We start from the raw sequence: 14,355 nt of genomic DNA, 5'->3' as shown, positions 1-14,355 counted from the left end.
GCGTGTTCGTTGAGCGGGGGCAGTGCAGGGCGATGTTCTCAGCGCGCGGTGCCCACGTTGCGCACATACAGGTCCTTGCCGCCGCTACCACCGCCGCGTGCCTGCAGCTCGAAGCGCTTGGGATGGCCCTTGATCAGGTCGCTGAGCTTCTTGAAGCCGTACAGGCGCGGGTCGAACGCGGGCTGCAGCTTGCCGATGTTCTGCCCCAGGGCGCCCAGCTGGACCCAGTCGTCGTCGTCGCCGTCAATGTCGTCGAGCACCTTGGCGATGAAGTCCAGCGGGACCTTTTGCGATTTGCGCTTGGCCGCGGGTTTGGGCGTGTCGTTGGCGCTCGGGGTGGCGGTCCTGTCGGTGACGGGCACCGGCTCGACGGGGGCTTCGGGCGTGGCGCGGAGGATTTCGGTGTAGATGAACTTGTCGCAGGCGGAGACGAACGGCTTGGGCGTCTTCTCCTCGCCGAAGCCGTAGACGGTCAGCCCTTCCTCGCGCAGGCGTGCGGCCAGGCGGGTGAAGTCGCTGTCGCTGGAGACCAGGCAGAAGCCGTCGAAGCGGCGGGTGTAGAGCAGGTCCATGGCGTCGATGATCAGCGCGCTGTCGGTGGCGTTCTTGCCGCTGGTGTAGGCGAACTGCTGCATGGGCTGGATGGAGTGGTCCAGCAGCACCTGCTTCCACTTGCCCAGGTTGGGCTTGGTCCAGTCGCCGTAGATGCGTTTGACGCTGGCGACGCCGTATTTGGCGATCTCCTCGAAGAGGCCCTCGACGATGGCGGCGGGGGCATTGTCGGCGTCGATCAGGACGGCGAGATGTGTCTGCTGGCGCGGAGCGGAGGATTTGGTGGCCATGCTGCGTCCTTTCCTTGCGGTCCCTGGACCTTAATCGGATTGGGCTGCGGATACCACCTGCGTGAATGCGTGCTCGCGCCGGCGTCCGCTCAATCGGTGGCGAACTCGCACTTGTCGCGCCCGCTGCGCTTGGCGTCCAGCAGGGCGGCGTCGGCGCGGCTGAGGGTCTGGGAGTAGCTCTCGCCCGGATGATGCTCGGCGACGCCGAAGCTGGCGGTGACCGACAGGGCGTTGGTGCCCACGCGCACGGCGAGGCAGCGGATGTCGTTGCGTACGCGCTCGATGATCGTGGCGGCGTCGGTGAGGCGGGTGTCGGGGAGGATCAGCAGGAATTCCTCACCGCCCCAGCGGCCGCAGAGGTCGTACTGGCGCAGGGCGGATTCCATGGCGCGGCCGATTTCCACCAGCACGCGGTCGCCGACCTCGTGGCCCCAGGTGTCGTTGACCTGCTTGAAGCGGTCGACGTCGAGCATGGCCAGCACGTAGGACTCGCCGTGGCGCTGGGCGCGCTCGCTTTCCTCGCGCAGGCGCTCCATCAGCAGGCGGCGGTTGGCGATGCCGGTGAGGGTGTCGTGGGTCGAGGCTTCCTTCAGCGCGACGTTGAGGTCGCGCATCATGTCCTGGTAGCGGTCGGAGATGCGCGCGACCTTTTCCAGCTGGCGCAGCTGCTTGTGGTAGCGCTCGGACAGCGTGCTGTTCTGCTGCCGGGCCATGGACTGGAAGCCGTCGGAAATCCGCGCGATGCGCTCCAGGCGCGCGAGCTGGTCGAGGGACTGCTGGTGCTTCTGGTACAGGGCCTCGCGCAGGGGGTGCCCTTCGTACTGTGGGTCGGCCAGCAGGTCTTCGATCAGCAGGTCCAGCTCGCGCTCGCTAGTCATGGCTCTTACTCGTCGTAGGCTTGGATGACGAACGGGAAGGTACAGTCCTCGCGGAATTCCTCGGCCAGTTCGGCGACGCGCTCGTTGCGTCGGTCGTAGTGCCACGCCACGCGGGTGGTGCGGCCCTGGCCGTGGGCTTCTTCGAGCAGGTCGAAGATGTCCATCATGGCCTTGATCGAGCTGGTGTTGAGGTACAGCAGGCGCAGGTCGAGTTCCAGCGGGCGCTGTTCCTGGGTGAGGAAGCGCTCGACCCATTCGATGACCTGGCCGAACAGCTCATAGGAGTTCTCCGGGTAGGAGTCGCCCTGCATCGCGAGGATGCCGGCCTGCCAGTCGCCGTGGATCTGTGGGGTGGATTGGGTACCGTTGACGTGGAGATCGCTCATGTCGGGTCTTCCTGAATTTCGCAGATCAGATCACGGCGCGCAGGCTGAAGAAGGCGCGGCCGTCGGGTTGTTCGGTGAGTGAGGTTTTCAGGGGCGCGCTGGACTTGCGGGCAATGTCCAGCAGGCCCAGGCCGGCGCCGCTGGAGGCTTCGGCGTCGCGCGGGCGGCGCAGCTGTTCCTTATAGGCGGCCTTGAGCTGGGCCTTGTCCAGCCCGGCGATGGCTTCGATGCTGCGCACCAGGCCCTGGCCGTCGGCCAGCTCCACCAGGTTGCCGGCGGAGACCACGTAGTGGCCTTCGTCGTCGCGGGCAATGGCCACGGTGGCCGAGGCTTCCTGGTCGTTGTAGCCGCGCTGGGAGGCGTAGTGGCGGATGTTCTGGGTCATCTCGATGTAGACGGCGAACACGTCCATCGCTTCGCTGGGGTGTGCCTGCTCGGCCTGCATGTAGTTGCGCAGCGCGTGGCCGATTTCCTCGATCAGGCTGCGCGAGATGGGCCCGTTGAAGCAGAGCAATATGCGTTGCCGGGTGTAGCTTTCGCGCATGGCCAACAGATCTAGCGATTCCATGGAATAACCCCTAGTCGAAGCGGAAAGAAAGAATGGTGATGTCGTCGCGTTGCGGCTGCTCGCCCTGGTACTGGGCGAGGGTAGCGGCGAACACGTCAGCCTGCTCGGCCAGCGGCCTGCGCGCGTGGTTGCGCAGCAGGTCGGCGAAGCGGCTGTTGCCGAAGCCGAAGCCGTGCTCGCCGCCGGCCTGATCGAGGAAGCCGTCGGTGCACAGGTAGTAGGTCCAGCCGGCTTCCATCGGGATTTCCACGTCCTGATAGTCGCCCTGGCGCTTGTCGCCGATGGCGCGGCGCGCGCCCTTGTACTCGCGCACGTCGTTGCCGTCGCTGGCGAACAGGGAAATCTTCGCCCCGGAGAAATGCAGCAGCTTGCGCTGGTGGTCGACTCGTACCAGGCCCGCGTCCATGTTGGTGGCCAGCGAGTTGGTGAACTCTTCCTGGCCGAGCATGCCGCGCATGACGTGGTCGGTCTCGCGCAGGATGGCCGCCGGGTCATGGCTCTGCACGCTGTCGATGGCGTGGTCGATGGCCGCCAGGGCGAGCATGGTCATCAGCGCGCCGGGCACGCCGTGGCCGGCGCAGTCGACGACGCCGATCAGGCTGTCCATGGGGCCTTCGCGGTAGATGTAGAAGTCGCCACCGACCACGTCGCGCGGCTTCCACAGGACGAAGTGGTGCTCGCCCAGTGACGCCTGCAGCTGGCGGTCGGGGAGGATGGCGCGCTGGATCAGGCTGGCGTAGTCGATGGAGTCGCCGATCTTCTTCTGTGCGGCGGCCATCTCGCGGTTGGCCTTTTCCAGTGCCTGGGTGCGCTGCTGGACCTTGTCTTCCAGCTCCTCGGTGTGCCGGCGGACCTGATCGGCCATGCTGGCGAAGGCGCTGGACAGCTCGCCGATCTCGTCCGGGCGGGTGCGCGGCAGCGGGCTGTCGTACTGCCCGGCGGCGATGGCCTTGGCCGACTGCTTGAGGCCGCGCAGCGGGCGCAGCACCAGCAGGTCGACGGTGTAGGCGAAGCCGATCAGCAGGATCGCCAGCAACCCGGCGAGGGTGCCCACCAGCGGCCAGATCCAGCGGCTGTCGAGCACCTGGGCGGCATGCAGGTCGATAGCGCTGAGCACGTGCCAGCGCAGCTGCGGGATGTAGGCGGTGGCGATCAGCTGTTCCTTGCCGTCGATGGTGACCCACATCGTCTCGACTTCGCCGGGGTTGGCCTCGGCCTGGCGCAGGGTCTGGCGCAGGGCGGTGCGCTCCTGGTCATTGCCCAGCAGGTCGTAGACGTGGTGCTTGGCCTGGCCGCTGGAGCCGGAGTTGTAGGCGATCAGCTTGGTGTCCGGGTGCGCCTGGATGGCGCCTTCGGGGTCGACGATCATCGGCGTCACCCCGGCCTCGCGGCGCGAGATGAACTGGTCGAGGAACTCGGTGAGGTCCAGGCCGCCGCCCGCCAGGCCGACTTTCTCGTTGCCGGCGCGGACCACCATGTTGAACCAGACCTTGGTGACCTTGAGCTTCTCGTTGTAGTCGACGTTGATGTTGTACAGCTCGTCGCGCGCGAGGGTGTCGAAGTACCAGGAGTCCTTCGGATCGTCCCGGCTCAGGGTGTAGCGCGGGGAGTTGGAGAGCGGCGAGCTGGAGTCGTTGAAGTAGTAGTGGCGCGAGGAGTCCACCACGACGAAGTAGGAGTAGTTGTGCTGGTCCGCGCGGAAGCCTTCGGCCTCGCGGAAGAACAGCGAGCGGCGCGCCGGGTCGTTCTCGGCCAGCAGCCAGTCCTGCGTCACCACCGACTCGGCCAGGCGCCGCGAGAGCGCCAGCTCGCGGATCACCGGTGCGATGATCTTCTGCTGGTTGAGCAGCGTGAAGTTTCTCGCGAAGGCGAGGCCGAAATGCGTGCGGATGTCTTCCATGGCCTTCCAGCCCAGCATGACTGCCGGTACCAGCGCCAGGAGACAGGCGATGAGCAGTGCCACCACCGATTTGCCGCGCAACCCCCATCTTGCCGCCATGGCTATCTTTATTCCCCGTGTCGCCCGCCGTGTGCCGGTCTTTTGGCGAAAGCTCAATTGTGCATTTTGTATACGGGCACAATCAAACCAAATTGATATCGGATCGCCATATTATTGGCGCCGGTCAATTGGCCTGAGTCTAGACCCTGTGTGAAAAGTCGCTCGGCAGTGCGGGGCGATTCCCGCAGAACTAGACGCGATTCCCACTTCCGCTCTGCCGCGCCTGCTGTAGGAGCGAACCGGCTATGCGCTCCAGCGGCAGGACTTCCTTGGCCGCACCCAGCTCCACGGCCTCGCGGGGCATGCCGTAGACGACGCAAGTCGCCTCGTCCTGGGCGACGGTATGGCCGCCGGCCTGGCGGATCGCCTGCAAGCCCCGGGCCCCATCCTTGCCCATGCCGGTGAGCAGCGCGGCGATGAGGTTGCGCCCGGCGCAGCGGGCGAGGGAGTTGAACATCACGTCCACCGCCGGCCTGTGGCCATTCACCGCAGCCTCGCGGTGCAGGCGCACGACGTAGTTGGCGCCGCTGCGCTGCACTTCCATATGGAAATCGCCCGGTGCGACCAGCACGTGGCCCGGGAGGATGCGGTCGCCATCGCGGGCTTCGCGCACGGACAGGCGCGTCTGACGGTCCAGTCGCTCGGCGTAGGACTTGGTGAAGCCTGGTGGCATGTGCAGGGTCACGACGGTGCCGGGGCAGTCCGGCGGCAGGCCGAGCAGGACTTCCTTGATGGCCTCGGTACCGCCGGTGGAGGCGCCGATGGCGAAGATCTTTTCGGTACTCAAGAGCGGCGCGCTGCTCGTTGCCGGTGCGCCGGCCGAGATCGCCGGGCGGGCGCGGGGCAGCCGGGCGCGGGCGGCGGCCTTGAGCTTGGCGCAGATTTCTTCGGCGTAGGCCTGCATGCCCTCGGCGATGCCCAGGCGCGGCTTGGCGATGAAGTCGATGGCGCCCAGCTCCAGGGCGCGCAGGGTGGCCTCGGAGCCTTTCTCGGTCAGCGAGGAAATCATCAGCACGGGCGTCGGCCGGCCCTTCATCAGCTTGTCGAGGAAGGTCAGGCCGTCCATGCGCGGCATTTCCACGTCCAGGGTGATGACGTCCGGCGCGTGCTGCTTGATCAGGTCGCGGGCGACGAAGGCGTCGGGTGCGGCACCCACCAGCTGCAGCTCCGGGTCGTTCTGGATGATGTCCTTGAGCAGGCTGCGAATCAGCGCCGAGTCGTCGACGATCAGGACCTTGACGGCCATCGGGCGTCCCTCCGTTCAGAACAGGTCAATGCTCCCGCCGCGCTCCCGACGGGACAGTTGCTGGCAGTACTGCTGCTCGCGCTGCAGCACCGTGTCGTTGGCCAGGGTGCGCAGCTTGCGCACCAGCACCCGGCCGCTGCCGGGAAAGAAGTAGACCTTGCGCGGGTGCACGTCGAGCAGGTCCTGGGCGAGCAGGGGGATGCCTTCGTTCTCCAGGTACTGCAGGACGAACTCGACGTTGCGCTGGCCGACGTCGGCGCTGAGGTTCTTCAGCACCGAACCGCCGCCGAACACCTTGGCCTCGAAGTGCCTGCGCTGGGCGCCGCGGCGCATCAGGCCGTTTATCAGCAGGTCCATGGCATGTACGCCATAGCGCCCGGAGTTGGACATCAGGCCCTGCACGCCGGTGTCGCCGGGCAGCATGAAGTGGTTCATGCCGCCCAGCCCGCTGCTGCGGTCGCGCAGGCAGACCGAGACACAGGAGCCGAGCACGGTGACCAGCATCAGCGGCTCGGCGGTGACGTAGCACTCGCCGGGCAGCAGCTTCACCGCTTCCATGCCGAAGCGCGGGTCGTAGTAGCGATTGGGTTGGTCCAGGGCGGCGCCCATCAATGGCTCCCCACCGCCTGATAGGTCGTGCGCCCTACCGAACGGACCAGGTGGCTGGCGTGGACGAAGTTTTCCGAGTGCCCGGCGAAGAACAGCCCGCCCGGCCGCAGCAGGCGCACCATGCGTTCTAGCAGGCGGGTCTGGGTCGGCTTGTCGAAATAGATCATCACGTTGCGGCAGAAGATCGCGTCCAGGTTGCCGGGGATGCCCCAGTCGCGCTCCAGCAGGTTGATCTGCCGGTAGTCGACCATCTGCCGCAGCTCGCGCACCACCCGCGCCTTGCCGGCGTTGCCGCCGGTGCCACGGAGGAAGAAGCGCTTCTTCTGGGCGGGAGTCAGCGCTTCGAGGCGCTCCAGCGGGTAGATGCCCTGGCGCGCGTGGCCGAGTACGCCGGTGTCGATGTCCGAGGCGATCAGCTCCAGCGGCGGGCTGAAGCTGCCGAGGGCGTCCACCAGGGTCATGGCCATGGAGTAGGGCTCCTCGCCGGTGCTGGAGGCGGTGGACCAGAAGCGCAGCGGCTGGTGGTCGCGCAGTTGCTCGGCGGCGAAGCGGCCCAGGTGGTCGAAATGATGCTTCTCGCGGAAGAAGGCGGTGAGGTTGGTGGTCAGCGCGTTGACGAACTGCTGCCACTCTTCCTCATGGCTTTCCAGGTAGGCGAAGTACTCGGCGAAGCTGCCCAGCCGCAGGCTGCGCAGGCGCCGTGACAGGCGGCTGTAGACCAGTTGCTGCTTGTTCTCCGAGAGGCTGATGCCGGCGTGCCGATACAGGCGCTCACGCACCTGCTGGAAGTCCCGGCGGGTGTAGTGGAATTCGTGCTCGGGGGCGGGCAGGTGGATGGGCATTGGTTGGTCTCGCAGGTGAGCGGATTGCGTAGGGCGCATAACCTCGAACGGGTTACCCGCCGCGATGGCGGATAACGCCTGTGGCGTTATGCGCCCTACTTCATTCGTCTGATCGGGATAGCTCTGCGCTGGGCGTTGCCCTCTCCCTAACCCTCTCCCTGAAGGGAGAGGGGACTGAATGGCATCAAGTGGAACTCCGTGCTTCCCGGCCACGCCGATCGGCTCCCTCTCCCTTCAGGGAGAGGGCTGGGGAGAGGGACTCTTCATGCGCCAAGCCCTCATGGGAAACCCGTCAGTGACCATCCCTGGTCCGCCCGCGGCGGCCGACCCTCCCATTGCTCCGGCCGCCGCCATCCTTCAGCCCCGCCCGATCAGAACTCTTCCCAGTCGTCTTCCTTGCCCTTGGCACGCACGGCCTTGGCCACGCCGCGGGCGGCGCGCGAGGTGTGCGCAGTCGGTTCGGCGCGGGCCGGGCGGGCAGAGGCCAGCGGCACTACGGTGGCCGCGATGGACTCCAGCTTGAACACTCCGACCTGCTGGTTGAGCATGCCGGCCTGCTCCTGCAGGGCCTCGGCCGACGCAGCGGCCTCTTCCACCAGGGCAGCGTTCTGCTGGGTCATCTCGTCCATCTGCGACACGGCGCCGTTGACTTCCTCGATGCCGCTGCTCTGCTCGGCGGAGGCGGCGGCGATCTCCGCCATGATGTCGGTGACGCGCTTGATCGCGACCACGATGTCGCTCATGGTCTGGCCGGCCTGGGCGACCAGGGTGTTGCCGCTCTCGACCTTGTCCACCGAGTCGTTGATCAGCGTCTTGATCTCCTTGGCGGCGGCGGCGGAGCGCTGCGCCAGGGTGCGTACTTCACCGGCCACCACGGCGAAGCCACGGCCCTGCTCGCCGGCGCGCGCCGCTTCCACCGCGGCGTTGAGCGCGAGGATGTTGGTCTGGAAGGCGATGCCGTCGATCACGCCGATGATGTCGGCGATCTTGCGCGCCGAGTCGTTGATCGCGGACATGGTGCCCACCACCTTCTGCACCACGCTGCCGCCCTCGGTGGCGACTTCCGAGGCGTTCACCGCCAGCGAGTTGGCCTGGCGCGCGTTCTCGGCGTTGAGCTTCACGGTGCTGGTCAGCTCTTCCATGCTCGAGGCGGTTTCTTCCAGGCTGGAAGCCTGCTGCTCGGTGCGGGTGGAGAGCTCGGCGTTGCCGCTGGCGATCTCGCTGGCGGCGGTGTGGATGGTGTCGGCCGCTTCGCGGATCTGCCCGAGCATCCGCGACAGGCTCTGTGCGGTCTCGTTGGCGTAGTCCTTCAGCTCGCCGAAGGTGCCCTGGTAGTCGGCGTCGATGCGCTGGGTCAGGTCGCCCTGAGCGAGGGCACCGAGCACGCGGGTGACGTCGCGCAGGCCCTTGTCGGCGGTATCCACCAGGTTGTTCAGGCCGGTGGCGATCTTCAGGAAGAAGCCCTCCTTGTTCGAGGCCTCGATGCGCTTGCTGAAGTCGCCGGCAACGGCGGCGTCCACCAGTTGCGAGACTTCCTGCTCGGCGCGGAATTCCTCGGTGCGGTCGGTCCACTGCACCGCCGAGCCGAGGCGTTCGCCGGCATCGTTGAACACCGGTACCACGTCGAGGGCGAAGCGGCGGCCGCCCAGGTTCAGCTCGGCTTTATGCCGCGCGGTGAGGTGCGCGAGCATGCCGCGCTGGTGTGCCGGGTTCTTGTGGAACACGTCGATGTTGGTGCCCATCAGGCGGCTGGCGTTGAAATTCGGCAGCTGCCTGCGGATGTCGGCCTCGGCATTGCCGAGCATCTCGGTCACCGTACGGTTCATGTAGATGATGTCGAGATCGTTGTTGGCGATCATCACGTTGGCCGAGACGTTGTCCAGCGCGCTCTTGATCCGCGCGTTGTACTCGGCAGCGTCGGCGCTGGCCTTGAGGCTGTCGCGCACGCCGTCGATGGCCTCGGTGATGATGGCTTTCTTGCCCGGCAGGCGGTCCATCTCCACCGAGTAGTCACCCTTGCCGTAGGCGGTGACGGTGGCGACGACCTTCATTTTTACCGCAATGTGCGCGGCGACCAGGTCGTTGATGCCCTTGGCGATGCGCGCCGGGCGGCCGGCGAACTTGTCCACCGGGATCACCTCGTCGATCCAGCCCAGCTCGTGCTGGCGCGTCATCTCCACCAGCCCGGCTTCCAGGGCTTCGGCCTGGGCCAGTTCGGTGCGCTGCTCGCGCAGGCTGCGCTGGACGTTGCGCAGCCCGTCGTACAGGCGCTCGTAGCCGGGCGCGGGGGCTTCGCCGATGGCGACGTCGAGGTTGCCGTCCACCAGGCTGTGGAGGATGGCGGTGATGCGGTCGGCGCGTTGCTGCGCCACGGCGTGTGCGTTGAACAGACCCATGTTGATTATCCTCGGTCGCGATCAGGCGGCGGTTTCGTCGACCAGCGCCATCTCACGGCTGGTCATGAGTTTCTCGATGTCCACCAGGATGAGCATCCGCTCACCCGCGGTGGCCAGGCCCAGCAGGTACTCGGTGTCGAAGCTGGCGGCGAATTCGGGGCGCGGCTTAATCTCCTCGCCGGCCAGGGCAATCACGTCGGAGACCGAATCCACTACCGCGCCGACGATGCGCCGGCCGACGTTGAGGATGATCACCACGGTGAACTGGTCGTAGCTGATGTCGGCCAGGTTGAACTTGATGCGCAGGTCGACGATGGGAACGATGGCGCCGCGCAGGTTGATCACGCCCTTGATGAAGGCGGGGGCATTGGCGATCGCCGTGACCTGGTCGTAGCCACGGATTTCCTGCACGCGCAGGATGTCGATGGCGTATTCCTCGCGGCCCAGGGTGAAGGTCAGGTATTCCTGCACCGGGCTGCTTGCCGCGCTGGCTTCAGCTGCGCTCATGGGTGGGTTCTCCTTGTGCCGCCAGACGTGGCAGGGCATCGACATCGAGGATCAGGGCGACGCTGCCGTCGCCCATGATGGTGGCGCCGGCGATCCCGTCGATCCGGCGGAAGTTCTGTTCCAGGCTCTTGATCACCACCTGCTGCTGGCCCACCAGTTCGTCCACCTGCAGGGCGAAGCTCTTGCCCTCGGATTCGAGGATCACCACGATTCCCTGGTCCGGCGGCATGGGCTCGGCGCCAATGCGCAGCAGCTGGTTGAGGGAGAACAGCGGCAGGTATTCGCCGCGCACGCGGATCACCGTCGACTCCTCGCCGGCGAGGCCGCGCACGTCGTCGGCGCGGGCCTGCAGCGACTCGACGATGTAGGTCAGCGGCACCACGTAGTTGACCTGCTCCACGGCGACGATCAGGCCGTCGAGGATGGCCAGGGTCAGCGGCAGACGGATGCTCATGCGGGTGCCCATGCTCGGTGCCGAATCGATGTCGATGCGCCCGCCCATGGCCTGGATGTTGCGCCGCACCACGTCCATGCCGACGCCGCGGCCGGAGAGCTCGGTAACCGCTTCGGCGGTGGAGAAGCCGGGCATGAAGATCAGTTGCCAGACTTCCGCGTCGGTCATCCCGTCGTGCACCGGCAGGCCCTTCTCGCGGGCCTTGGCGAGGATGCGCTCGCGCGACAGGCCGCGGCCGTCATCGGAGATTTCAACCACCACGCTGCCGCCCTGGTGGCTGGCGGCGAGCTTCACCGAGCCCTGCGCCGGCTTGCCGGCCGCCAGGCGTTCGGCGGGCGTCTCGATGCCGTGGTCGATGCTGTTGCGGACGATGTGGGTGAGCGGGTCGCTGAGCTTTTCGATGACGCTCTTGTCCAGCTCGGTGTGCTCGCCCTGGAGGATCAGTTCGACCTGTTTGCCCAGGCGCGCGGAGGTGTCGTGCACCAGGCGCGGGAAGCGGCTGAAGATGAAGCTGATCGGCAGCATGCGGATCGACATCACCGATTCCTGCAGGTCGCGGGTGTTGTGTTCCAGCTGCGCGAAGGCCTGCTGCAGGCGCTCGAAGTGCGCCGGATCGAGGTCCTCGCTGAGCTGGCTGAGCATGGCCTGGGTGATGACCAGCTCGCCGACCAGGTTGATCAGGCTGTCGATCTTCTCGACGCTGACGCGGATGGAGCTGGATTCGCTGTCGGTGCGCGGCGCGACGGCTGCCTTCACCACGGTTGGCGAGGCTTTCGGCGCTTCGTTGGCGGCGACTGGAGCGGCAACGGGTGCGCCCGGCGCCTTGTCGAAGATGCCGTAGGGCTCGACGGGGCTGGCGTCCGGCGCGCCGGGGGCGTCGTCGAAGAAACCGAAATCGCCGTCGCTGCCGGCACCGGGCATTCCGGGCGCATCGTCGAAGAAGCCGAAGTCCTCATCGCTGGCGCTGGCTTCTGCCGCGACAGGAGCGTCTTCGAACAGGCCGGAGTGGTCATCGGCAATTGCCGCGGCCGGTGCTGCCAGCCAGGCGCGCAGGCGTTCCACAGTGGCCGCGACCGGCACGTCCGGATCGGGCACCTGGCTGCGGTGTGCGTCGAGCAGGCGCTGCAATACATCGCGGGCTTCGAGGAACGCGCCGATCATGTCCACGTGCAGGGCGGTCTGCCCACAGCGGATGCGGTCGAGCAGCGTCTCCAGCTCGTGGGTCACGGCGGTCAGGTCGTCGAAGCCGAACATGCCGCTGGAGCCCTTGATCGAGTGGGCGGCGCGGAAGATGCCATTGAGCGTCTCGGCGTCCGGCTGATCGAGGTCGAGCCCGATCAGCAGGAGTTCGAGGGTCGCCAGGTGCTCGTCGGTTTCCTCGAAGAACACCTGGAGGAATTGCTCCATACCGGTAGCCATTCAGGATTCCCCTAGGGCAGGACCTTGCGGGTCACTTCCAGCAGTTTCGGCGGGTCGAACGGCTTGACCAGCCAGCCGGTGGCGCCGGCGCTCTTGCCCTGCTGTTTCATGGCGTCGCTGGATTCGGTGGTGAGCATCAGGATCGGCGTGCTGCGGTAGCCGGCCATGTCGCGCAGGCTGCGGATCAGCGACAGGCCGTCCATGTTCGGCATGTTCTGGTCGGTGAAGACCAGGTTGTAGGTCTTGCGCTGGGCCTTGCCCAGGCCGTCCTTGCCGTCCACGGCCTCGTCCACCTCGTAGCCGGCGGACTTGAGCGTGAAGCTCAGCATCTGCCGGATCGAGGCCGAGTCATCGACGATCAGAATCTGCTTTCCCATTGCGTTGGTTCTCCTCGGATTGCAATGCGTTTGTTGTCGCCAGGCGCACAGAAACTCGCGCCATCCCGGCGCGCGGAAATGGTGTGTGGGGCTCAGCCGATGAGGGCGAGGTTGGCGAGGTATTCGAAGACGGACTGCAGCATGTCGGGGCTCCTGCTTTGCCTTCAGTTCAGAACAGTTCCACCTCGCCAGCGCTGAGGCTGGTCTGGGCGACCGGATTGCTCAGGGGGCGACCGAGTTCGGCGACTTCGCCACGCAGGCGCTCGCCCCACTCGTCGGGTTCGCGGCCGTCCAGCGCGCCCAGGCCCACGGCGAGTGCGCCGAGGCGGGCGCTGTGCTTGCCGACCTGGCCGAGCAGCTGGCTGCTCATGTCCTGGAATTGCAGGGCGGTGACCGCGGCGTTGACGCCGTCGCCCACTTCCAGGGAGATGCGGTCCAGCTCCTGCACCACCTTCACGGTGTGCTGGTTCATCGCGTCGAGGTCGTCGAGCATGTTCTGGATCTTCCTGCGCGAATCCAGGGCGAAGCTCATGTCCTTGTCGGCCAGCTGGCTGATGGCGCCTTCGGCGTCCTTGATCTCGTGGTAGACCACGTCGACGTGTTCGCGGATGGCCTGGGAGAAGTGCGTGGAGCGGGTCGACAGCGCGCGCACCTCGTCGGCCACCACGGCGAATCCGCGGCCGCTTTCGCCGGCGCGGGCGGCCTCGATGGCGGCGTTGAGGGCCAGCAGGTTGGTCTGCTTGGCGATGGCGTCCATGTCCTGGGTGGACTGCAGGATCTCGGCGATCTTGTGGGTCACGCGGTCCATGCGCTCGACCAGTTGCTGCGAGGTGCGGCTGGTTTCCAGGGTGGCTTCGACGAACAGCCCGAGGGTTTCCTGGGTGGCATGGATGAAGCGCTGGAAGTCAATGTCGCCGTCCATGTGGCCGCGGCCGTCGTAGCGTTCGATCAGTGAGTGGGACAGGCCGCGCTGGGTGTCGATGCGATCGGCGAGGGCGTGGAAGCTGTCGGTCAGCTGGCGGATGGCCTGGTGCAGCAGGCTGTCGATCTGGTGGGTATGGCCGTTGAGCTGGGCCAGGTGGCCTTCCACGGCTTCCTGCAACGGGCGCCACTGAGGCAGCTCATCGCTGTGCAGTGTGACTGCCTGTGCCTCGGCGGCGGCCTTGCCGGTGCCGCACAGCAGGCTGCTCAGCACCAGGCTGGAGATCCAGCCGATCGGCAGCATCCACCAGAACGGTACGCCGACCGCGCAGAGCACGGCGACCACCGCCCAGGGCAGGGTCTGGATGATGAGGCGCCGCGGCCAATCCTGGCCGGCTTCTTGAACCGCCAGAGGGTCCAACTGTGAATCGCGCATTGAAGTGCACTCCATTGCCGGGCGCCGGTAACCGGGCCGAACGGCTGCTGATAACGTCTTGAGCAGGAATTCGGCCCAGCGATTTAAAACTAGAGTGCCAATGGGTGATGTCAAACTGACGGCATATTCCCGTCGCAAGGGATAGACCCTTGATCTAGAGGGGTTTTCAGTGAATGACCGCTTATCGCGGCTGCTGGGAGGGCGACGGGCGGTAGTGCGCAGCCCTTGTGTGGCGCGGGCTGTAGCGATTTTTCGATGGCAAAACGCGCCCGCGGGAATGGCATCCGGAGCCACGCTGGGCGGGGAGAAAAGTGTTTGGTAAGGGGTATTGGGAGTCAGAGCGGGCCATGGCGCGATCGCGAACATGGCTTGCTCTTGCAGGTTGGTACCGATGTCGACGAATGCGTAGGAGCGGACTCCGTCCGCGATCGATTCCCGGCCGCTCCGTGCAAGCCGGTTGTCCATCGCGGACGGA

At 66.4% G+C, this 14,355-nt stretch carries 13 protein-coding genes; all 13 read right to left on the bottom strand.

Annotated elements, in window-relative coordinates; all coding sequences use genetic code 11:
- Nucleotides 1–38: 38 nt before the first annotated feature.
- Nucleotides 39–842 carry an NYN domain-containing protein gene (locus tag G4G71_RS02045; protein WP_169935207.1) on the bottom strand — a complete coding sequence of 268 codons (804 nt, stop codon included), beginning with the start codon at nt 840–842 and terminating at the stop codon, nt 39–41.
- Between the two features lie 89 nt (nt 843–931).
- A complete protein-coding gene (siaD, locus tag G4G71_RS02040; protein ID WP_205896255.1) occupies nt 932–1,720 on the bottom strand; it encodes a biofilm regulation diguanylate cyclase SiaD in 789 nt (262 codons plus the stop codon).
- 5 nt (nt 1,721–1,725) lie between these two features.
- Nucleotides 1,726–2,106 carry a biofilm regulation phosphoprotein SiaC gene (gene siaC, locus G4G71_RS02035; RefSeq protein ID WP_024766248.1) on the bottom strand — a complete coding sequence of 127 codons (381 nt, stop codon included), beginning with the start codon at nt 2,104–2,106 and terminating at the stop codon, nt 1,726–1,728.
- A gap of 25 nt (nt 2,107–2,131) precedes the next feature.
- Nucleotides 2,132–2,674, bottom strand: a complete 543-nt coding sequence (gene siaB / locus G4G71_RS02030) for a biofilm regulation protein kinase SiaB (RefSeq protein WP_169935206.1) — start codon at nt 2,672–2,674, stop codon at nt 2,132–2,134.
- 10 nt (nt 2,675–2,684) lie between these two features.
- Nucleotides 2,685–4,673, bottom strand: a complete 1,989-nt coding sequence (siaA, locus tag G4G71_RS02025) for a biofilm regulation protein phosphatase SiaA (RefSeq protein WP_169935205.1) — start codon at nt 4,671–4,673, stop codon at nt 2,685–2,687.
- A gap of 190 nt (nt 4,674–4,863) precedes the next feature.
- The gene (locus G4G71_RS02020; RefSeq protein WP_169935204.1) at nt 4,864–5,919 is read right to left on the bottom strand and encodes a protein-glutamate methylesterase/protein-glutamine glutaminase; all 1,056 of its coding nucleotides are present in this window, start codon (nt 5,917–5,919) and stop codon (nt 4,864–4,866) included.
- Nucleotides 5,920–5,934: 15 nt separating this feature from the next.
- Nucleotides 5,935–6,528 (bottom strand): chemoreceptor glutamine deamidase CheD, encoded by a 594-nt coding sequence (gene cheD / locus G4G71_RS02015; RefSeq protein ID WP_169935203.1) that lies wholly within the window; start codon nt 6,526–6,528, stop codon nt 5,935–5,937.
- A complete protein-coding gene (locus G4G71_RS02010; RefSeq protein ID WP_169935202.1) occupies nt 6,528–7,370 on the bottom strand; it encodes a CheR family methyltransferase in 843 nt (280 codons plus the stop codon). Before G4G71_RS02010 ends, cheD begins: the two co-directional genes overlap by 1 nt.
- A gap of 371 nt (nt 7,371–7,741) precedes the next feature.
- A complete protein-coding gene (locus G4G71_RS02005; protein WP_169935201.1) occupies nt 7,742–9,766 on the bottom strand; it encodes a methyl-accepting chemotaxis protein in 2,025 nt (674 codons plus the stop codon).
- 21 nt (nt 9,767–9,787) lie between these two features.
- A complete protein-coding gene (locus tag G4G71_RS02000) occupies nt 9,788–10,273 on the bottom strand; it encodes a chemotaxis protein CheW (protein ID WP_037012409.1) in 486 nt (161 codons plus the stop codon).
- Nucleotides 10,260–12,146, bottom strand: coding sequence for a chemotaxis protein CheA (locus G4G71_RS01995; protein ID WP_169935200.1), 1,887 nt, complete (start codon nt 12,144–12,146; stop codon nt 10,260–10,262). Before G4G71_RS01995 ends, G4G71_RS02000 begins: the two co-directional genes overlap by 14 nt.
- Nucleotides 12,147–12,157: 11 nt before the next feature.
- Nucleotides 12,158–12,523 carry a response regulator gene (locus G4G71_RS01990; RefSeq protein WP_054910295.1) on the bottom strand — a complete coding sequence of 122 codons (366 nt, stop codon included), beginning with the start codon at nt 12,521–12,523 and terminating at the stop codon, nt 12,158–12,160.
- 169 nt (nt 12,524–12,692) lie between these two features.
- Nucleotides 12,693–13,445 carry a methyl-accepting chemotaxis protein gene (locus tag G4G71_RS30160; protein ID WP_420826003.1) on the bottom strand — a complete coding sequence of 251 codons (753 nt, stop codon included), beginning with the start codon at nt 13,443–13,445 and terminating at the stop codon, nt 12,693–12,695.
- Nucleotides 13,446–14,355 lie beyond the last annotated feature (910 nt).

Origin of the sequence: Pseudomonas multiresinivorans (genome assembly GCF_012971725.1) — a bacterium.
In the GTDB taxonomy this organism is placed as follows: domain Bacteria; phylum Pseudomonadota; class Gammaproteobacteria; order Pseudomonadales; family Pseudomonadaceae; genus Pseudomonas; species Pseudomonas multiresinivorans.
Note: the sequence above shows the minus strand (reverse complement) of the source record. Positions and strands in the feature narration are given on the sequence as shown.

Bases quoted from the DNA above. Each gene is read 5' to 3' on its own strand.
- G4G71_RS02045 (WP_169935207.1), bottom strand. From the start codon at position 842: ATGGCCACCAAATCCTCCGCTCCGCGCCAGCAGACACATCTCGCCGTC.
- siaD (WP_205896255.1), bottom strand. From the start codon at position 1,720: ATGACTAGCGAGCGCGAGCTGGACCTGCTGATCGAAGACCTGCTGGCC.
- siaC (WP_024766248.1), bottom strand. From the start codon at position 2,106: ATGAGCGATCTCCACGTCAACGGTACCCAATCCACCCCACAGATCCAC.
- siaB (WP_169935206.1), bottom strand. From the start codon at position 2,674: ATGGAATCGCTAGATCTGTTGGCCATGCGCGAAAGCTACACCCGGCAA.
- siaA (WP_169935205.1), bottom strand. From the start codon at position 4,673: ATGGCGGCAAGATGGGGGTTGCGCGGCAAATCGGTGGTGGCACTGCTC.
- G4G71_RS02020 (WP_169935204.1), bottom strand. From the start codon at position 5,919: ATGGCCGTCAAGGTCCTGATCGTCGACGACTCGGCGCTGATTCGCAGC.
- cheD (WP_169935203.1), bottom strand. From the start codon at position 6,528: ATGGGCGCCGCCCTGGACCAACCCAATCGCTACTACGACCCGCGCTTC.
- G4G71_RS02010 (WP_169935202.1), bottom strand. From the start codon at position 7,370: ATGCCCATCCACCTGCCCGCCCCCGAGCACGAATTCCACTACACCCGC.
- G4G71_RS02005 (WP_169935201.1), bottom strand. From the start codon at position 9,766: ATGGGTCTGTTCAACGCACACGCCGTGGCGCAGCAACGCGCCGACCGC.
- G4G71_RS02000 (WP_037012409.1), bottom strand. From the start codon at position 10,273: ATGAGCGCAGCTGAAGCCAGCGCGGCAAGCAGCCCGGTGCAGGAATAC.
- G4G71_RS01995 (WP_169935200.1), bottom strand. From the start codon at position 12,146: ATGGCTACCGGTATGGAGCAATTCCTCCAGGTGTTCTTCGAGGAAACC.
- G4G71_RS01990 (WP_054910295.1), bottom strand. From the start codon at position 12,523: ATGGGAAAGCAGATTCTGATCGTCGATGACTCGGCCTCGATCCGGCAG.
- G4G71_RS30160 (WP_420826003.1), bottom strand. From the start codon at position 13,445: ATGGACGGCGACATTGACTTCCAGCGCTTCATCCATGCCACCCAGGAA.